This window comes from Streptomyces sp. NPDC048248 (assembly GCF_043201875.1).
In the GTDB taxonomy this organism is placed as follows: domain Bacteria; phylum Actinomycetota; class Actinomycetes; order Streptomycetales; family Streptomycetaceae; genus Streptomyces.
Genome location: NZ_JBICZL010000010.1, coordinates 46,925 through 68,554, shown reverse-complemented (window position 1 = coordinate 68,554; position 21,630 = coordinate 46,925). Strand labels below are relative to the sequence as shown.

Below are 21,630 nucleotides of genomic sequence, written 5' to 3'. Positions count from 1 at the left end.
GATGGTGTCCAACCGGCCGATACTGCGGCTATATCCCGGTGACGCCCGGGTCCTTCGGGCGGCGCGCGCCGCGCACGGCCGGGATCAGCGCCGCGACGACCAGGGTCGCCACCATCACCGCGCCGACCCCCAGCACCGTCGCGGTCGTCCCGTACGCGCCGAGTGCGTAGCCGCCGGCCAGTGCACCCAGCGAGCTCGCGCCGGAGCTCAGAAGGCCGGAGACGGCACCCACCCGGCCCTGCATGCCGTCCGGGGTGACCTGCACCTGGTAGACGCCGGCCAGTACGTTGAGGACGGCGCCGGCGAAGGAGCTGCCGACGAACAGCGCGGCCAGTACCCACACACTGGACGTCAACGTGATCATCGGCATCAGCACGGCCCAGATCGCAAAGATCGAGAGCATCACGGATCCCGGGTGCATGCGCCGGACGAAGTAGGAGCCGGACAGCGCGCCGACGATGCCGCCGGTGCCCGAGAACAGCCCGATCAGCCCGACCGACGCCGGCGAGCCGCCGCCCTCCTTGATGATCAGCACCACGGCCAGGGAGAGCGCGGTGAACAGGATGTTGGTGACCGCGACCAGGCAGATCGCGGCCCGCAGGAAGCGCTGACGCAACAACCAGCCGAACCCTTCGGCCAGTTCCGCCCCGATCCGCCAGGGAGTGTCACGGCGCTCGGCCTGGAACTTGCGGCGGATGAACAACAGGCCGACCAGGGCGACGAGATGGCCGGCAGCCGCGAGGACGAACGGTGCCCAGCGCGCCAGCCCGTAGATCCCGGTGCCCAGCGGTTGACCCAGCAGGCCCGCCGCACGGGCCCTGGCCTCGTTCTGCGACAGGGCGGACGACACCTGGCCGGGGGCGACGACATTGGCGACCGCCGCCCGCTCGGAGAGCCGGTAGAAGATCGCCGCGGCGCCCTCGACGAAGGCCACGGCCAGCATGTGGGGCAGCCACAACGTGCCGTGGAACAGCGCAACGGCAACGCTGGCCATGGCCAGCAGACCCGCCACGTCGCAGGCGATCATCGTCTTGCGGCGGTCCAGCCGGTCCACCACGACCCCGGCGGGCAACTGGACCAGCAGCATGGGCAGCAGCCCGGCGAAACTGACCAGCCCCGCCTGGGCCGGCGATCCGTACCAGAGCATCAGCAGGGGGAAGGAGACGGTGGCCGCCCGGTCGCCCAGGACGGAGATTCCGGCCCCCAACCACAGGAGAAGGAAGTCGCGGTTCTTGCGCAGCGGCCCGGCGGGCGGCTGCGGCCCTGTCTCCAGGACCGGGTCGCCGACGGCGCTCACAGGGACCGGCCCGCGGTCTTCGCCGTCCCGGGCTCCAGGAGCGACACCAGGCGCCTGGCCACCGCGTCCCCCGCATCGCTGTTGGTGAGGACCACGAATCCGGTGCCCGTACCGATCCGGCACATGGCCAGGGCGTGGTAGCCGCCTCCCGCGCCGCCGTGCCCGAACTGGACGTCGCCGCCCAGGTCGTCGACCACCGCACCCAGTCCGTACGCGCTGTGCGGGTGCTGCGGGGTGAGCAACTGCCGTGCGCTGTCGGCGGTCAGCAGCGCCAGCGGCCGGCCCAGGTGTGCCCGTCGGATCTCCAGCAGCAGCTTGGCCACGTCGGCCGCCGTGGTCCACAGCCCGGCCGCCGCGGTGTCGGGCCACAGGCGCCAGCCGCCTTCCAGCGGAGCGCCCGTCGCGTCGTGGCCCGCCGCCACCGGCAGTCCCGAGGTTTCGGGGAACCTCTGGTCGAAGCTGCTGGACGTCATGGCCAGCGGGGCCAGGACCAGGCGGTGCAGCAGCGCGTCGAAGTCTTCGCCCGTGACGTCCGTCAGCACCTGCTGGACCACCGAGAAGTGCACATTGGCCTTGCGGAAGACCCGGCCGGGCGCCAGCTCCGCGCGGACCGGCGGGCCGGCCTGCGGGTGCTTGCCGTGCAGCAGCTCCGGCAGCGCGATGAGTTCCTCCGTACGGGCCTGGCCCTCGCTCGGGGTCGGTGCGAGACCGGCCAGATGACCGAGCAACTGACGCAGGGTGATGCGGACGCCGTCCGGCACCTGCCAGCCGACGAGGTAGTGGTTCACGTCCTCGTCCAGGTCCAGGAGGCCCTCTTCGGCCAGGCGCAGGGTGCCGATTCCGGTGACCAGTTTGCTCATCGAGCCGACCTGGAACAGTGTGTCGGCGGTGACGGGCCCGGTGCCGGAGGCGTCCCGCAGGCCGTGGGTCCTGGCGGCCACCAGCTCGCCGTCCGCGAGCACCGCGACGCTCACGCCGGGCACCCCGGCCGCTGCCAGGTCGAGTCCCGCGTGGGCGCCGGTCTCCTCGCCGGCCCGCACCGACGGTGCGGGCCCGGCCGGCGCCACGGACTCGGCGGCGGACGCTTCATCGATGGCCCCGGCCACCGCCGACAGCCGGTCGTCCCGGTAGAGCATCAGCAGCGACAACGGCAGCCCGGCCTGCCGGGCCGCCCCGATGACCTGGAAGGCCAGGATCGAATGGCCGCCGAGCGGGAAGAACCGGTCCTCGCGGCCGACCCGGCCGGCATCCAGCAGCTCCGCCCACACCCCGGCCAGCCACTGCTCGGTGGCGGTCCGGGGGGCGTCGTAGGTACCCCGGGCGAAAGCGTCCTCGGCCACGGCGGGCAGCCGGCGCCGGTCCAGCTTTCCGTTGGCGTCGAGCGGGACGGCCGCCAGGGCCGTGAAGGCCGCCGGGATCATGTGGTCCGGCAGGATCCGGCCCAGCTCGGCGCGGAGCGCGCCCGGTTCGGGCAGCTCGGCACCACCTTCGGCGACCAGGTAGGCGAGGAGCCGGGGGCCTGCGGCGGTGCCGTCCTGCAGCACCACCCGGGCGTCCGCCACGAGCGGGTGCGCGGTCAGCGCGGCCTCGATCTCGCCCAGCTCCACGCGGTGACCGCGGATCTTGACCTGGCCGTCGCCGCGGCCGAGGAAGTCCACCTCACCGCCGGGCAGCACCCGGGCCAGGTCGCCGGTGCGGTACAGCCGGGCGCCCGCCGGCCCGTGCGGGTCGGGCAGGAACGTCTCGGCCGTCCGCCCGGGCCGGCCGAGGTAGCCGCGGGCCACACCGGCACCGCCGATGTACAACTCCCCGGTCACCCCCTGCGGCACCGGCCGGAGCCAGGCGTCCAGGACGTACGTGGTCAGGTTCGGCAGCGGCCGGCCGATCGGCACCGAATCGCCCGCCGGCTCTCCGACGACGGCGAACTCGTTGCTGGTGACGGTGATCTCGGTCGGGCCGTAGGAGTTCAGCATCCGGCCGTCGCCCAGCAGCGGCCGGGCCTGTGCCACGTTGCGCCCGGTCACCGTCTCACCGCCGACCACCAGGACCCCGGCCAGCGGCGTTGCGAGCGCATCCGACAGCTGACCCGATATCAGATCAAGGTGACCCGGGGTGAGTTCGATGAAGTCGAAGGGTCCGCTCGCGGCCAGCCAGGGGCCCAGTTCGTCCAGGTCCCGACCCTGCGGGAAGACATGCACCGGCAGTCCGGCCATCAGAGGTGCCAGCATGCCGGAGACCGCCATGTCGAAGGCGACGGAGGAGAACAGCGGGGCGCCGTGCCGGCCGTCGGCGAGGTAGCAGTCCACGGCGTGGCCGAGGAAGTTCGCCAGGCCGCGCTGGGTGATCTGGACGCCCTTGGGCCGGCCGGTGGAGCCGGAGGTGTAGATCACGTAGGCGAGTTGGTCCGGGTCGCCGCTCCCCGCGGGCGGGGTGTCCGGCAGTGCCGCGAGCGCCGCCGCGTCGCGGTCGAGCAGGATCCGTACGCCGTCGAACGCCACGTCGGCGCGGTCGTGTACGGACACCGTGACCAGGACACCCGCGCCGGAGTCGGCGAGCATGTGGCCGAGCCGTTCGGCCGGGAACGCCGGGTCGAGCGGCACATACGCCGCGCCCGCCTTCCACACGCCGAGCAGCGCGGCATGCATCTCGGCACCGCGGCCGAGCAGCAGCCCCACCGTCGATTCGGCGTCCACCCCGGCCGCCCGCAGCCGGTGCGCGATCCGGTTGGCGCGCCGCTCCAGTTCCCCGTACGACACCGGGACGCCGTCCACGACGACCGCGGGAGCCTCGGGCGTCCTGGCGGCCCAGTACGCGAACCGATCCGGCGCCGACCAGGCCGGCGTGCGATGCGGGCCGGTCGCCCATTCCCCCGTCAACGGCCGCTGCTCGGCCTCGGGCAGTGCGGTGGCGCGCGGGTCGCCGTCCGGGCCGGCCGCCATCTGCTCCAGCACCGCCAGGTACAGGGCGGCCAGCCGTTCCCCGGCCGCGCGGCTCACCGCATGCGAGTCGAGGTCCAGTATCAGGCCGGAATCGTTGGCGGTGACGGTGAACGGGAACTCGTCGTGGCTGAAGCCCATGGTCTGCCCACCGTCGGCAGCGGTCCGGGTGGAGTCCGGTGTGTCGAAGTCCTCGTAGCTGAAGTAGACCTCGATCAGCCGGGCGCCGTCGGCGAGTTCGTGCTGGATCGCCGGCATCGGGAAGTACCGGTGCGGCCAGAGATCCAGCTCCTGGGTGAAGACCCGACGCACCTGCTCGTGCCAGGTGGCCGCGGGGGGCCCGGCCGGGAACGGCAGGGTGTTCAGGTGGGTGCCGTAGACGCGGTCGGCGCCCGGCGCCTCCGGGCGGCAGTGCGTGACGAGCCCGGAGAAGAAGCGCTGCTCCGGGGTGAGCCGGCTCAGCACGTGCAGGTGCGCGGCGAGCAGGACACTCTTGACGGGTACGCCGGCCGCTGCGGCCAGGGCGCGCAGCCGCTCGGTGAGTGCGTGCAGCGGGATCCGGATCTGGTAGCCCTCGCGCGGTGCGGACGGGTCGGCACCCCAGCTCTCCGGCAGGGTGAACCGGTCGTGACCCTCGACGATCGTGCGCCAGTACGCCCGGTCCTCGGGCGAGGCCAGCGCGCGCAGTTCACCGGCGATCGTGTCGGCGAACCGGACGGCCGGCGGCTCGTACGGAGGGGTCTCGGTCCCGTCGCGGAACGCCCGGTAGGTCGCCAGGAGTTCGGCGCGCAAGGTGTTGAAGGTCCAGCCGTCCACGATCAGGTGCGACTGGGTGAGGGTGAGCTGCCAGCTGCCGTCGGCGAAGCGGTGCACCACCAGGCGCAGCAGCGGGGCCCGGTCGTGCGGGAGCAGCGTCCGGCTCTCCTGGTCGAGCAGGTCGGCGAGCGCCCGTTGCTGCTCCTGTGGGCTCGCGCCTGTGAGGTCGACGACCCGCAGCGGTACCTCCGCCGTGGCATGCACCAACTGGACGGGCACCGAGTACGACTCGGCGTCGACGGTGGTGCGCAGCGCCTCGTGCCGGGCGATCAGTTCCTGGAGCGTGCGCTGCAGCGGTTCGCGGGAGAAGGGCTCCTCGGCGCCGATCCGGGTCGAGGAGACCCGGTGGTAGCTGCGCGGCCCGTCGCCGCCGGACAGCATCTCGACGAGCATGCCGGTCTGGGTCTGCGACAGCGGGTAGGCGTCAACGATCCCGGCCGGCACCCGGGCGCGGTCCGCCTCGGACAGCAGCGCGAACGGTGCGACGGCGGTGAGCAGTTCACCGGTTCCGGAGCGGTCGGCCAGCCTGGCGCGCAGCGCCTCGACGGTCCGGTGTTCCAGGACCTCGCGCGCCGTCACGTCCAGCCCGGCGGCGCGCAGCTCGCCGACGACCATCACGGCCTTGATGGAGTCGCCGCCCAGGTCGAAGAAGCCGTCGTGGACGCCGACGCGGTCCACGCCGAGAGTGTCCCGCCAGACGGCGGCGATCCGTTCCTCGACGGGGTTGCGGGGAGCGACGTACGGGGCCCGGGCGAAGGAGGCCCGGTCGGGCGCGGGCAGTGCTCGCCTGTCGAGTTTGCCGTTCGCGGTGAGCGGGATCTTCCCGAGGGTCCGGTACGCCGCCGGGACCATGTGGTCGGGCAGCGTCCGGCCGAGCCAGGCGCGCAGCTCGCCGGGGTCGGGCCGGGTCTCGCCGTGCGGCACCAGGTAGCCGACGAGCTGCTTGTCGCCCGGGGTGTCCTCGCGGGCCACCACGACGGCTTCCCGGATGTCCGGGTGGCTGCCGAGCGCGCTCTCGATCTCGCCGAGTTCGATGCGGTAGCCGCGGATCTTGACCTGGTCGTCGGCCCGGCCGAGGAACTCCAGGCTGCCGTCGGGGCGGCGGCGGGCCAGGTCACCGGATTTGTACAGGCGCGCGCCGGGCGGACCGAACGGGTCCGGCACGAACCGCTCGGCGGTCAGCTCCGGCCGGTTGAGGTAGCCGCGGGCCACCCCGGGGCCGCCGACATGGATCTCGCCGCGGGAGCCGACGGGCACCAGCTCGCCGCGCGGGTCGAGCAGGTGGACCGTCAGGTCGGACAGCGGCCGCCCGATCGGGTTGCCGGCACCCGGCTCCAGGTCGCGGGTGGTGAGCCGGTGGTAGGTGGTGTGGACGGTCGTCTCGGTGATCCCGTACATGTTGACCAGGGCGACCCGGCCCAGCCCCAGCTTCGCGGTCCAGGGCTTCAGTTCGGGGATCTCCAGCTTCTCCCCGGCGAAGATCACCGCGCGCAGCGACAGCTGCTTCACGCGTCGGTCGGCGTCTGCGGCCGCGGCCACCAGCGAGCGGAAGGCGGACGGCGTCTGGCTCAGCACCGTCACCTCGTGCTCGACGAGCAGGTCGAGGAATTCCTCGGGCGAGCTGGTCACTTCGCGCGGGACGACGACGAGGGTGCCGCCGTGCAGCAGCGCGCCCCACATCTCGAAGACGGAGACGTCGAAGGCGTAGGAGTGGGCCATCGACCAGACGTCCACCTCGTCGAAGGCGTAGTGCTCCTGGGCGGTCGCCATCAGCCGGGCCACGTTGGTGTGGGTGAGGGTGACGCCCTTGGGCCTGCCGGTGGAGCCGGATGTGTAGATGACGTAGATCGCGTTGTCCGGGGCGGACAGGGCCGCGGGGGCGGTGGCCGGCGCGGCCGCCAGAAGCTCCCGGTCCCGGTCCAGCACGACGCAGGCGCCGTCGTGGGCCGGCTCGATCAGCGGCAGGGAGGCCGAGTCGGTCACCACCACCGCCGCGCCCGCGTCGGCCAGGATGTACGCCAGCCGGTCGGCCGGGTTGGCCGGGTCCAGGGGCAGGTACGCCGCCCCCGACTTGAGGACGCCGAGCAGTGCCGGGATCAGGTCCGCCCCGCGGGGCAGGCACACGCCGACCAGCTTCTCCGGTCCGGCGCCGAGTGTGCGCAGGTGGTGTGCCAGCCGGTTGGCGCGGGCGTCGACCTCCGCGTAGGAGAGCCGGACCCCGTCGGCCACGACCGCGACCGCGTCCGGGGTACGGGCCGCCTGACGTGCGAACACCTCGTGCACACAGTCCTGGACGCGCGCCGGGGTGCCTGCGCCGCCCCGGGTGGCGAGCTCCAGCAGCTGCTCCCGCTCACCTGCGGGCAGGCAGGTGGCGCGGGCGTCGCCCTCGCCGTCGGCGGCCATCGCCTCCAGCACCGCGCGGTACATGCCGGCCAGGCGGTCGGCCCGTTCGCGGGTCATGACGGTGTCGCCGGTGTTGACGTAGAGGCGGTTGCCGCGGTTGAAGACGGTCAGGTCGAACTCGTTCGTCGCACTGGTCATACGCGTCTCGTTGGCGACCCGGTCGGTGTCGACCTGGTGGAAGTCGATGTAGTTGAAGTAGACGTTGATCAGCCGTCCGCCGCCCCATGCGTGCTGCACGGCGGGCATCGGGTGGCGCCGGTGGGTCCACAGTTCGACCTCGCGGGCGTAGACCTGGCCCACCAGATCCCGCCAGGTGCGGGCCGAGCGGTCCACGGCCAGCGGCAGGGTGTTGAGGTACATGCCCAGCACCCGGTCGGCGCCCAGCACCTCGGGGCGGGTGTCCACGACGAGTCCCGCGTGGTAAGCGGGTTCGTCCGTGAGCTGCCCCATCACCTTCATGTGGGCGGCGAGCAGGACGCTCTTCAGCGACACGCCGGCCGATCCGGCCAGCGCCCGCAGTTCGTCCGCGAGGTCCTCGAACGGCACCTCGGCGTAGTGGAGTGCGTCGCCTTCGCCGGCCCAGTCGGCGGGCACGGTCACCGGGGTGTGCTCGTCGGTGATCCGGCGCCAGTACGCCTGGTCGGCCTCCGACCGCAGCGACGCCAGCTCGGCGGCGACCGAGTCGGCGAAGCGCACCCGCGGGATGTCGTACGGGTCCGGCTCCCGGCCGTCGCGGATCGCCCGGTAGCAGTCGAGCAGCTCCACCAGGAGCTGGTGATAGCTCCAGCCCTCGGTGATCGCGTGCGACTGGGTGAAGGTCACCCACCACGCCTCGTCGCTCTCGTCGTGGGCGAGGATCCGGAACAGCGGTGCCCGGTCGGCCTCGAAGGTCTCGGCGCGCTGCTGAGCCAGCAACGCGAAGCGGGCTGCGGTGAGTTCGTCCTCGGACAGCCCTCGCACGTCGTGGATCCGGACCGGGATCTCGGCCTCGGTGTGCACCAGTTGCATCGGAACGGAGAAGCCGGTGAGCCGGAAGGAGGTGCGCAGCACCTCGTGCCGGGCCGCCAGGACGGCGGCCGCCCGCGTGAGGGCGGCAGGGTCCAGCGGCTTGTCGTCGGCCACCCGGAAGGTGTTGATGATGTGGTACGGATTCCGGTCGCTGTCGATCATCTCGATGAGCATGCCGAGCTGGGTCCGCCCCAGCGGATAGGCGTCCACGACACCCGCGGGCAGCTTCGCGCGGTCCTCCGCGGAGATCAGCGCGAAGGGCTCGACGAAGGCCAGGTCGGCCTGGGTGAGGCCGTCGCGGCCGTCGATCAGCTCGACGAGCCGCTCGACCGTGCGGGCCTCGAAGACGTCCCGTACCGCGATGTCGATGCCTTCGGCACGCAGCGCACCGACCAGCGCCACGGCCCGGATGGAGTCGCCGCCCAGGTCGAAGAAGCCGTCGCGGACGCCGACCCGCTCCACGCCGAGGGCCTGCTGCCAGACCTCGGCGACCCGCCGCTCGGCCGCGGTGCGCGGCGCCAGATACGCGCCGCGGACGAAGGCGTCGTCGCCCGGCGCGGGCAGCGCGCGCTTGTCGACCTTGCCGTTGGGCGTCAGCGGGATCTCGTCCAGCCGGACGAACGCCGACGGCACCATGTACTCGGGCAGGGTCCGCGCGAGCCGGTCACGCAGCGCCTCCGGGGTGGCCGGCCGGCCGTCCTGCGGAGTGAAGTAGCCGATGAGCCGCTCCTCGCGGACCACCACGACGGCCTGCCGCACCCCGGGGTGCGCCCCGAACGCCGCCTCGATCTCGCCGAGTTCGATGCGATGACCGCGGACCTTGACCTGATCGTCGATCCGGCCGAGGAAGTCCAGACTGCCGTCGGGGCGCCAGGCTGCCAGGTCGCCGGTGCGGTAGAGCCGGGCGCCGGCCGGACCGTAGGGGTCGGGGACGAAGCGCTCGGCGGTGAGCCCGGCCCGGCCCAGATAGCCTCGGCCGACACCGGCCCCGCCGACGTACAGTTCACCGGCCACGCCGACGGGCACCGGCTGGAGCCAGACGTCCAGGACGTGGAGCCGGGTGTTGCGGACCGGTTCACCGATCGGGACCCGGCCGGCGCCGGGCTCTTCGCGGAGCACAGCGTGTGTGACGTCGTCCGAGCACTCGGTGGGCCCATAGGCGTTCACCAGCGGGATGTCCGGGTAGCGGGCCAGCCAGCGGGTGCACAGCCCGGCCGGCAGGGCCTCACCGGTCACCACGAGCCGGCGCAGCCGCGGCAGCGCGGGCGCCCCGGCTCCGGCGTCCCAGAAGTCCAGGGCGGTGCGCAGCAGCGACGGGACGACCTCCAGGATCGAGATCTCCTCTTCGGCGACGCGGCCGAACAGGGCCTTCGGGTCGAGCGCGGTCTGCGTGTCCACGACCCGGACGCGGCCGCCGGTGACCAGCGGCGCGAGCATCTGCCACACCGAGATGTCGAACGCCGGGGGCGCGTTCTGCACGACGCTGTCACCGGCGCCGAGACCGAGGTCCTCGATCTTGGCCAGCAGGTGATTGCCCATGCCGTCGCGGCGGACCATGGCCCCCTTGGGCTTCCCGGTCGAGCCGGAGGTGTAGATCACGTAGGCGAGGTTGTCCTGCGTGGTCAGCGGCTCCGGCTCGGTCGCGGGCCCGGCGCTTTGGCGTACGGGCTCGTCCACCAGCACGGTGGTGACGTGCTTGCCGGTGTGCACCGCGCCGAGCATGCTCCTGCGGGTGAGCAGGAAGCGGGATCCGGCGTCCTCCAGCATGAAGCCGAGCCGTTCGGCGGGTGCTTCCGGGTCGAGCGGCAGGTAGGCGCCGCCCGCCTTGAGGACCGCCAGCACGGCGAGGACCAGCTCGGGCGAGCGCTCCAGGCAGATGCCGACGACGGTCTCCGGGCCGATGCCCTGGCCCCGCAGGTGGTGCGCGAGCCGGTTGGCGCGGGCGTTGGCCTCCTCGTACGACAGGGACACGACGTCGTCGACGATCGCCGGGGCGTGCGGCGTGGCCGCGGCCCGGCGTGCGAACTCCTCCGGCACGCGCAGGTCGGCCGGTTCCCGGCCGGTGGCGGTCAGTTCGTCGAGGAGCCGTTCGCGTTCCCCGGCCGGCAGGTACGTGGCTCGGGCGTCGCCGTCGGCGTCGGCGGCCATCGCTTCGAGGACCGCGCGGTACATGCCGCGCAGCCGCTCGCCGTCGGCCCGGCTGAGAACGGCCGTGCTGGTCGTCAGGTTCATCCGGTCGCCGCGGCAGTGCAAGGTGATGTCGAACTCGGTCTGGGAGATACCGAACCGGGCGTCGGCCCGGGTCCCGTCCGCGCCGCCGGGGGTCTCCAGCTGCGGCAGGTCGACGTAGTTGAAGGCGACGCCGACCAGCCGGCCGCCACGCCATTCCCGCTGCATGGCGGGGAAGGGGTAGCGGCGGTGCGGCCACAGGTCGACCTCCCGGTCGAAGACCTGGAGCACCAGGTCCCGCCAGGTGGCGGCGGAGCGGTCGACGGCGAACGGCACGGTGTTGAGGTGCATGCCGTAGACCCGGTCCGCACCGAGCAGCTCGGGCCGGGCGTCGACCACCAGGCCGATCTGGAAGGCGGGCGCCTCGGTGAGCTGGCTCATCACCTTGGCGTGGGCGGCGAGCAGCACGCTCTTGACCGAGACCCGCAGCCCGGTGGCCAGGGCGCGCAGCGAGTCCTCCAGGTCGTCGAGCGGTACCCGCAGGTCGTAGCTCTCCCCGTGCTCCTCGGCCGGGGCCCAGGCGTCGGGGAGGGTGAAGGGGGTGTGGGTGTCGAGGACGTCCTGCCAGTAGGCGGCGTCCTCCGCCGAGTCCAGGGCGGCCAGTTCGGCGGCGATGTAGTCGGCGTAGCGGACGGCCGGGGCGTCGTACGGCTCCGGGGCGAGTGCGTCGCGCAGCCTGCGGTAGGTGTCGATCAGCTCGGTCAGCAGCCAGTTGTGGCTCCAGCCCTCGGTGATGGCATGCGGGCGGGCGAGGGACAGCCACCAGCCGTCGGCGCCGTCCGCGACATAGGCGGCGATCCGCAGCAGCGGGGCCGCCCCCAGGTCGAACTCGGCGTCCCGCTCGGCCAGCAGCAGCTGCATCAGCTCCTCGCCGGGCGTGCCGCCGGCCCCGTCGCCGACGGCCCCGGCGGGCACCTGGTGGACGGTGACGGGCACGTCCACGCCGGTGTGCACCACCTGCATCGGCACCGCGTAGGTGTGCAGGTCGAAGGAGGTCCGCAGCAGCTCGTGCCGGTCGACGACCAGGCGGGCCGCGCGGCACATGGTGTCCGCGTCGAACGCGTACCGGTCGGAGACCCGGTACGAGACGAAGCTGCGGTAGGCGTCGCCACCGCCCAGCATCTCCACCACCATGCCGGTCTGTACCTGGGACATCGGGTAGGCGTCCGCGACACCCTCGGGCAGCCGCGCCCGGTCCTCGGCGGAGATCAGCGCGAAGGGCTCGACCAGCCGGTCGTGCTGCGCCAGATTGCCGCGCGCGGCGAGGAGTTCGCCCAGTGCGCCGACCGTCCGGTGCCGGAAGACGTCGCCGACCGCGACGTCCAGGCTCGCGGCGCGCAGCGCGCCGACGAGGGCCACTGCCCGGATGGAGTCGCCGCCCAGGTCGAAGAAGCTGTCGTGGACGCCGACCGGGTCGACGCCCAGGACGTCACGCCATACGGCGGCGATGCGCTCCTCGGCCGGGGTGCGCGGAGCCACATAGGCGGACCGGGCGAAGGAGTCCTGGTCCGGGGCGGGCAGGGCGCGCTCGTCGAGTTTGCCGTTCGCGGTCAGCGGGACGGCGTCCAGGGCGACGAAGGCCGCGGGCACCATGTAGGACGGCAGGCTCTCGCCGCAGTGCGCGGCCAGTTCGGCACCGGTGGGCAGTTCGCCGTCCCGGGCGGGGACGCAGTACGCGACGAGTTGCCGGTCGCCGGAGCCGGTCGCGCGGGCGATGACGACCGTGTCGCGCACGCCGGGGTGGCCGCTGAGGACCGCTTCGATCTCGCCGGGTTCGATGCGGTAGCCGCGGATCTTGACCTGGTGGTCGATCCGGCCCACGAACTCCAGGCTGCCGTCGGGGCGGCGCCGCGCCAGGTCACCGGACCGGTACAGCCGCGCGCCGGGCGGCCCGAACGGATCCGGCACGAACCGCTCGGCCGTCAGTCCCGGCCGGTTCAGATAGCCGCGCGCCACACCGGGCCCACCGACATGGATCTCACCCGGCACCCCGATCGGCACCAATTCGCCCCGGCCGTCGAGCAGATGCACCCGCAGATCACTGAGCGGACGCCCGATCGGATTGCCAGCGGACCGCTCCAGATCGCCGGCGGCCACCTCGTGGAACGTGGTGTGCACCGTCGTCTCGGTGATGCCGTACATGTTGACAAGCACCGGCGCCCGCAGCCCCAGCCGCTCCACCCACGGCACCAGCTCCGGGAACTCCAGCCTCTCCCCCGCGAACACCACATGCCGCAATGCCAGCCGTCCGATACGGGGATCGCCCTCGGCGGCCGCCGACACCAGCGCACGGAACGCGGTGGGCGTCTGGCTCAGGACCGTGACACCCTGCTCGGCCAGCACGTCCAGGAACTCCTCGGGCGAACGCGTCACCTCACCGGGGACGACCACGAGCCTGCCACCGTGCAGCAACGCGCCCCACATCTCGAACACCGAGACGTCGAAGGCGTACGAATGGAACATCGACCAGACGTCGGTGGCGTCGAACGCATAGTGCTCCTGCGCCGTCGACAGCAGCCGCACCACGTTCGCATGCGTCAGCGTCACGCCCTTGGGACGGCCCGTCGAACCCGAGGTGTAGATCACGTAGATGGTGTTGTCAGGACCGGCCGAAGAGGCGGGCGGCTCGGCCGGGTAGCCGTGCAGGGCGGCCGTCTCCCGGTCCAGAACGACCGTCTCGCCGTCGTGCACGGCGTCGACCAGCGGCTCCAGCGACGACTGGGTGACAACGACGCAGGCGCCGGCGTCGGCCACGACATAGCCGAGGCGTTCGACGGGGTTGGCGGGGTCCAACGGCAGGTAACCCGCACCGGACTTGAGCACCCCGAGAAGGGCCGGGATCAGCTCGGCGCCACGCTCCAGGCAGACGCCGACCAGCGTCTCGGGTCCCGCGCCCAGCGTGCGCAGGTGCCGCGCCAGCCGATTGGCGCGGGCGTCGACCTCCGCGTACGTGAGGGAGATTCCCTCGGCGACGACCGCGACCGCGTCGGGCGTGCGGGCCGCCTGCGCCTCGAAGACCTCGTGGACGGTCCGGGTCACCGGTGCGGCGGGCGCCGCGGCCCGGCCGGCGGCGAGTATCCGCTCCCTTTCGCCCTGGGGCAGATGGACCAACCGTGCGTCCCCGTCGGGGTCGGCGGCCATCGCCTCAAGCACCGCGCGGAACATCCCGGCGATCCGGTCGGCGTGCTCCTGACTCAGCGCGTGCGTGGTGGAGCGCAGGCTGAGGACACCGGCCAGCGCGGTGACGGTGAGGGCGAACTCGTTCGGGGCGTCGTTGAAGCCCCAGCCGTCCTCGGTCTCCTCGGAGTCCATCCGGTGGAAGTCGAGGTAGCTGAAGAAGATGTCGACCAGCCGGCCCTCGCCCGGCTGCTGGATCGCCGGCATCGGGAAGTGCCGGTGCGGCCACGCCTCGATCTCGCGGTCGGAGACCTGCCGGACGAGTTCCCGCCAGGTGCGGGCGGTCCGGTCGGCCGGGAACGGCAGGGTGTTGAGGTAGGTGCCGTACAGCCGGTCGGCGCCGGCGGCCTCCGGGCGGGAGTGGGTGACCAGGCCCGCGTGGTAGGCGGGCTCGTCGGTGAGCTGGCCGGCGACCTTGACGAACGCGGCCGTCAGAACGCTCTTGACGGACACCTTCGCGGCCCGGGCCAGCGCCCGCAGCGGCTCGTCGAGATCGGCGAAGCGGACACCGGCGCGGACCACCTCCGCGGGCGCGGAGCGGTCACCGTGCCAGCCTGCCGGTAGCGCGGCCTTGGTGTGGCGGGTGACGACGCCCTGCCAGTAGACCCGGTCCTCCGCCGAGTCCAGGGCGGTCAGTTCGGCGGCGATGGAGTCGGCGAACCGCACGGCGGGACGGTCGAACGGCTCCGGTTGCAGGCCGTCGCGCAACCGCTGGTAGACGCGGACCAGCTCGACCAGGAACAGCTGGTTGCTCCAGCCGTCCATGACGGCGTGGCTCTGGGTGAACGTGCACAGCCAGCCCTCGTCGCCCAGGACGTGCGCGGCGACCCGCAGCAGCGGCGCGTGGGCGGACAGGTCGAAGGGTTGCGCCCGCTCGGCGGCGACGTACGCCAGCATGTCCGCGCGCTGCCGCTCCTCGGGGCGACCGCTCAGGTCGCGCAGGGCGGTGGGCACCTCGGCCTCGGTGTGCACCAGTTGGAGCGGGACGGAGTAGCCGGTGAGGGCGACGGAGGTGCGCAGCGCCTCGTGGCGGGAGACGACGGTCCGTACGGCTTCCTCGAAGGCGGGGAAGTCGAACGGGACGGCGTCGTGGACCCGGTAGACGTTGACGTTGTGGTAGTTGTGCGTCGCGTCGTCGGCCAGCGTCTCGACGAGCATGCCGGTCTGCACCAGGGACAGCGGGTAGGCGTCAGCGACGCCCTCGGGCAGCCGTTCCCGGTCCGCGTCGGGGAGCAGCGCGAACGGGGCGGTGACGGCGAGGTCCTCGGCCGAGAGCGCGGAGCGGCCGGAGAGCAGCTCGCACAGTCCGGCGACGGTGCGGTGCTCGAAGACGTCCTTGACCGACACGTCGAGGCCCTCGCCGCGCAGCGCGCCGACGAGCGCAACCGCCCGGATGGAGTCGCCGCCCCGCTCGAAGAAGCTGTCGTGGACGCCGACCCGCTCGGCGTCCAGCACCTCTCCCCACACGGCGCCGACCCGCTCCTCCAGCGGGGTGCGCGGCGCGACGAACCGGGCACTGGCGAGCGAGTCCGCCCCGGGAGCGGGCAGTGCACGGGAGTCCAGCTTGCCGTTGGCGTTGAGCGGGAGGGCGGCCAGCTCGACGAATGCGGACGGCACCATGTACTCCGGCAGGGTGCGTCCGAGCAGGGTGTACAGGCCGGCCGGGTCGATCGTGGTGTCCTTGGCCGGGACCAGGTAGCCGACCAGGCGCCGGTCGCCTGGGGTGTCCTCGCGGAGCACGACGCGGGCGTCCACCACCTCGGGGTGGCCGCCGAGGGCCGCCTCGATCTCGCCGAGCTCGACGCGGTAGCCGCGGATCTTGATCTGGCCGTCGCCGCGCCCGAGGAAGTCGACGGTGCCGTCGGGCCGCACCCGGGCGCGGTCTCCGGAGCGGTAGAGCCTGGCGCCCTCGGGACCGTAGGGGTCGGGGACGAACTTCTCGGCGGTCAGCCCGGGGTGGGCGAGGTAGCCGCGGGCGACACCGGCCCCGCCGACGTACAGCTCGCCCGGCACTCCGATCGGTACCGGCCGCAGGCGGTCGTCCAGGACGTACATCGTCACGCCTGGCAGCGGCGTGCCGATGGGCATGACGTCGGGCAGTGTGCCGGACCCGGCCGTGGGCAGCGGCCAGGTGCAGGTGCCGACGGAGGCTTCGGTGGGCCCGTACTCGTTGACCAGGACGGCGTCGGGCGCGAGCTCCTGCCAGGTCCGTGCCACCGCGCGGCGGAACGCCTCACCGGCCACGACCAGCAGCGGGGTCAGGTCCTGCGCCTGCGCGGGAGTGACCTGGTGGGTGAGCACTTCGAGGTGGGCGGGGGTCAGCTTCACGAAGGCGTACGGGGCGTGCTCGGACAGCGCCACGCCCAGCTGCCCCAGGTCCAGGTCCTGCGGCAGGGTGTGCACGGCCTGTCCGGCCACCAGTGGTGCCCACAGGTTGGGCACGACGAGGTCGAAGGCGATCGAGGAGAACAGCGGGGCGCCGCCGCCCGCGCCGGTCAGTTCGTCCCGGGCCCAGCGGACGTGGTTGGCCAGGCCGCCGTGCGGGACGAGGACGCCCTTGGGCATTCCGGTGGAGCCGGAGGTGTAGATGACGTAGGCCAGGCGGTCCGGTCCTGCGTCCCGTCCGGGTGCCCCGGCGGGCCGCGCGGCGACGGCGGCGCGCTCCCGGTCCATCCGCAGGGTCCGGCCGGCGAACTCCTCCCCTGCCCGGTCCTGGTACGCCTCCTGGGTCAAGAACACCGCGGCGCCGGCGTCGGCGAGGATGTGCGCGACCCGGTCGGAGGGGAACACCGGATCCATCGGCACATAGGCGCCGCCCGCCTTCCAGACCGCGAGCAGTCCGGTGACCAGGTCGGCGCCCCGGTCGAGCAGCACACCGACCACGGACTCCGGCACCACGCCCAGCGCGCGCAGGTGGTGGGCCAGCTTGTTGGCGCGGGCGTCGAGCTCGGCGTAGCTGACCCGGGTGTCCCCGTCGACGACCGCGACGGCGTCGGGGGTGCGGGCGGCCTGCTCCTCGAACAGCTCGTACACGGTCCTGGTGACCGGCTCGGTGGGGTGGGCCGCCCAGGCCCCGGTCAGCAGGGCCCGCTCCTCGGCGGGGAGCAGCGGGGTCCTGGCGTCGCCGTCGGCGTCGGCGGCCATCGCCTCCAGCACGGCGCGGAACATCGCGCCGATCCGCTCGGTGTGCTCGCGGGTCAGCGACCAGGAGTCGGCGGTCAGGAAGATGCTCTTGACGCGCGAGGAGATGGTCAGCGGGAACTCGGTGGGGCTGTCGTCGATGCCCACCCCGTCGTCCACCAGACTCGCGTCGACCTGCCGGAAGTCCTGGTAGTTGAAGAACACGTCGATCAGGCGCTCGGTACCGGTCTCGCGCTGCACTGCGGGTAGCGGGTAGCGCCGGTGCTCCCAGGTCTCGACCTCGCGGTCGAAGGTGTGCTGCACCAGCTCCAGCCAGGTGGCCGGCATCCGGTCGAAGGCCAGCGGCAGGGTGTTGAGGTACATGCCGAAGACGCGGTCGGCGCCGGTGATCTCGGGCCGTACGTCGAAGACCAGACCGGCGTGGAAGTCCTTGGCGTCGGTGAGCTGACTCATCACCTTGCCGAACGCGGACAGCATGACGCTCTTGAGCGAGGCCCGCGCCCGGGTGGCCAGGGCGCGCAGGGCCGGCTCCAGGTCGTCCCACATGACGCGGACGTGGTGCTTTTCGCGTGGTGCGTCGGTGTCGCCGGTCCAGCCGGTGGGGAGGGTGAACTTCTCGTACCCGTCGACGATGCCGCGCCAGTGGTCGCGGTCCGTGCCCGAGGCGAGCGAGGCGAGCTCGCCCGCGACGGAGTCGGCGAAGCGGACCGCGGGCCGCTCGTACGGCTCGGTCTCCAGGCCGTCCCGGATCCGGTGATAGGTGGTGAGGAGCTCCATCAGGAGCGAGTGGTAGCTCCAGCCTTCCATGATCGGGTGGCATTCGGTGACCGAGATCCACCAGTGCTCGGCGGTCACGTGCGCGTGGAAGCGCATCAGGGTGGGGGTGGTCAGGTCGAAGGCGTGGGCACGCTCCTGGCGGACGAACTCCTCCAGGGAAGCCTGGAGTTCATCGCCCTCCAGGTGTCGCAGGTCGCGCATGCCGAGCGGCACCTCGGCCGTTTCGTGGACCAGCTGCATCGGCACGGAGAACTCCGTGAGGTGCACGGAGGTGCGCAGCATGTCGTGCCGACTCACCAGCTCCGCCGCGGCCAGCTCGAAGGCCGCGAGGTCGAAGGGCCGGTCGTCGAGGATCCGGAAGCAACTGCAGTTGTGGTAGTGGTTCTTCTCCTCGTCCGCCAGCATCTCGATGACCATGCCGGTCTGGATCTGCGACAGCGGGTAGGCATCGAGCACGCCCTCGGGCAGCCTGTCGCGGTCCTCGGCGCAGATCAGCTCGAACGGTGCGACGAGGCAGACCTCTCCGTCCGGGAGCGCGGTGCGGCCGGTGAGCAGCTCGCACAGGTCGGCGACGGTACGCCGGTCGAAGACATCGCGCACCGACAGGTCGAAGCCCCCGGCGCGCAGCGCGCCGACGAGCGCGACGGCCCGGATGGAGTCGCCGCCCAGGTCGAAGAAGCCGTCGTGGACGCCGACCCGTTCGAGTTCCAGGGCGGTGGCCCAGATGCGGGCGACCTGCTCCTCGACGGGGGTGCGCGGGGCGAGGTACGCGCCGTGCGTGAAGGCGTCGTCGCCGGGGGCGGGCAGGGCGCGCTGGTCGAGCTTGCCGTTCGCGGTGAGCGGCAGCAGCTCCAGTGGGACGAAGGCCGCGGGCACCATGTAGTCGGGCAGGTCGCGGCTGAGGAAGCCGCGCAGCTCGGCGGTGTCGGGTGGGGTGTCGCCCCGCGGTACGAGGTAGCCGGTGAGGCGCTTGTCGCCGGGAGTGTCCTCGCGGGCGATGACGACCGCCTCGCGGACGCCGGGGTGTGCGGCGAGCGCGGCCTCGATCTCGCCGAGTTCGATGCGGTAGCCGCGGATCTTGACCTGGTGGTCGATCCGGCCGAGGAAGTCCAGGCTGCCGCCGGGGCGGCGCCGGGCCAGGTCACCGGACCTGTAGGCCCGCGCACCCGGCGGCCCGAACGGATCCGGCACGAACCGCTCCGCTGTCAGCTCGGGCCGGTGGAGGTAGCCACGGGCCACTCCCGGGCCGCCGACGTGGATTTCTCCCGGCACCCCGACCGGCACGAGGTTGCCGTGGCGGTCGTGCAAGGAGACCCGCAGGTCGCTGAGAGGGTGTCCGATCGGGTTGCCGGCGGAGCGCTCCAGGTCGTCGGCGGCCACCTCGTAGAACGTCGTGTGCACGGTCGTCTCGGTGATTCCGTACATGTTCACCAGCACGGGCGCCCGCAGGCCCAGTCGCTCCACCCACGGCAGGAGCTCCGGAAATTCCAGCTTCTCGCCCGCGAACACCACGTGGCGCAGCGCCAGTTGGTCGATGCGGGGATCGCCATCGGCGGCGGCGGACACCAGCGCACGGAACGCGGTGGGCGTCTGGCTCAGTACCGTGACCCCCTGCTCGACCAGCAGGTCCAGGAAGTCCTCGGGGGAACGCGTCACCTCACGCGGCACCACCACAAGCCGGCCGCCGTGCAGCAACGCCCCCCACATCTCGAACACCGAGACGTCGAAGGCGTACGAATGGAACATCGACCAGACGTCGGTGGCGTCGAACGCGTAATGCTCCTGCGCGGTGGACAGCAGCCGCACCACATTCGCATGCGTCAGCGTCACGCCCTTGGGCTTACCGGTGGAACCCGACGTATAGATCACATAGATCGCGTTGTCCGGACCGGTGACGGGCTCAAGGTCTTCCGCCGGGTACGCGTCGAGCGTCTCGCGGTCCCTGTCCAGAACCACCGGCTCCCCGCTGAACACCCCCTTGAGCGACTCCACTTGACCGCTGCTGGTGACCAGGGTCCGTACCCCCGCGTCGGCCAGGACGTAGCCGAGGCGCTCGACGGGGTGTGCGGTGTCCAGCGGCACGTATCCGGCACCGGCCTTGAGCACACCCAGGAGGGTCGGTATCAGGTCGACGCCACGCTCCAGGCACACGCCGACCAGCGACTCCGGCCCCACGCCCAGCGACCGCAGGTGCCGCGCAAGCCGGTTGGCCCGTGCGTTGACCTGCGCGTAACTGAGCGAGACGGCGTCCGCGACCACTGCGACCGCATCCGGCGTCCTGGCCACGCGCGCCTCGAACACCTCGTGGACGGTCCGCGAGACGGGGTGCGTGGGCCTCGCTGCCCGCGGCGCGCCGAGGGCCAGGGCGCGCTCGGCGTCGTCGAGGAGGTCGAGCCGGGAGAGCGGCAGGGTCTCGTCCTCGACGGCCTGCTGGAGCAGCCGGACGAAGTGCCCGGTCATCCGCCGGACGGTGTCCGGCTCGAAGAGCGCCGTCGCGTAGACGAGCTGGCCGTGGAAGGTGCCGTCGGGGGCGGCGTTGATCTGGAGTTCCAGATCGCACTTGGCGACCGCGCCGGTCACCGCGTGGGGCTCCATGGTCAGTCCCGGCAGCTGCACACGCTCGTCACCGCGCTCGTGGAGGGTGAACGCCACCTGGTAGAGCGGGGTGCGGGACATGTCGCGCTCGGGCTGGAGCGCGTCGACGAGCCGGGCGAAGGGCACCGCCTGATGGTCGTACGCCTCCAGCAGGTTGGCGCGGGCCTGGTCGACGAGGTCGGCGAAGCGGGGGTCGCCGTGCAGGTTGCCGCGCATCACCAGATTGTTGATCCCGTAGCCGATGAGCCCCTGGAGTTCGGGACGGGTGCGGCCGGAGGCGACGGTGCCGACGGGTATGTCGCCCTGGCCGGTGTAGCGGGCGACCAGCGCCTGGAAGGCGGGCAGCAGCACGGCGAACGGCGTCGCCCGGTGGCGCTGCGCCAGCGCGTGGACCTTGGCGGAGAGGCCGTCGGGCAGCACGAACGAGACGTCGGCGCCCAGGTGGCTGCGGTAGGCGGTGCGGGGGTGGTCGGTGGGCAGGTCGACCGGGGTGAGGCCGGCGAGTTTCTCGCGCCAGTGGTCCAGGTGCGGGGTGAGGGCGCCGCGCGCCTCTTCCGCTCGCTGCCAGGCCGCGTAATCCGCGTACTGGAGGGGCAGTGCGGGCCGGTCGTCGGCCCGACCCTCCGCGAACGCCCGGTAGAGCGCGCTGAGTTCGGTGACCAGGAGCCGGGTGGACCAGGCGTCGAAGGCGATGTGGTGGAGGACGATGCTCAGGATGTGGTCGTCGTCGGCGACCTGGAAAAGACCGGCCCGCACAGGCCAGTCCTTCTCCAGGTCGAACGGGGTGCGGGCGGCGCGCGCGAGGAGCTCGGCGGCCTGCTGCTCGCGGGCGGCCGCTGCCACCCCGGCCGCCCGGTCCACGGGCAGCTCGACGGGCGTCGCCGGGTCGATGACCTGGGCCGGTTCACCTTCGGCCAGGGCGTACCGGGTGCGCAGGATGTCATGGCGGGCCAGCAGCGCGTTCCAGGCCCGACCCAGCGCCGCCTCGTCGAGCGTGCCGCGCAAGCGGAACGCCAACGGCACCAGATACTCGGCGCTGTCGGGGTCCAGCCGGTTGAGGAACCACATCTGCTGCTGCCCGAACGACAGCCGCAGCGGTCGGGACCGGTCGGCCGGGGCGATGCCCGAGCGGCGGCCGCGGGAGCCCGAGCCGTCCAGCCGGGAGCGGAGGAGTTTCTCCTGAAGGGCGTCGACGTCAGAGTTCTGCTGTTTCTTTCCGACGCTCATTTTTTCCATTCCTCCTGCTGCCGC

2 protein-coding genes are annotated in these 21,630 nt (G+C 72.6%); both read right to left on the bottom strand.

Annotated features, from left to right (window positions below; genetic code table 11):
• Nucleotides 1–28: 28 nt before the first annotated feature.
• A complete protein-coding gene (locus ACGFZW_RS22455) occupies nt 29–1,297 on the bottom strand; it encodes an MFS transporter (RefSeq protein WP_393894957.1) in 1,269 nt (422 codons plus the stop codon).
• Entirely contained in the window at nt 1,294–21,606 is a 20,313-nt protein-coding gene (locus ACGFZW_RS22450; RefSeq protein WP_393894956.1) for an amino acid adenylation domain-containing protein, read from the bottom strand. The genes ACGFZW_RS22455 and ACGFZW_RS22450 overlap by 4 nt, the downstream gene beginning before the upstream one ends.
• Between the last annotated feature and the right edge of the window lie 24 nt (nt 21,607–21,630).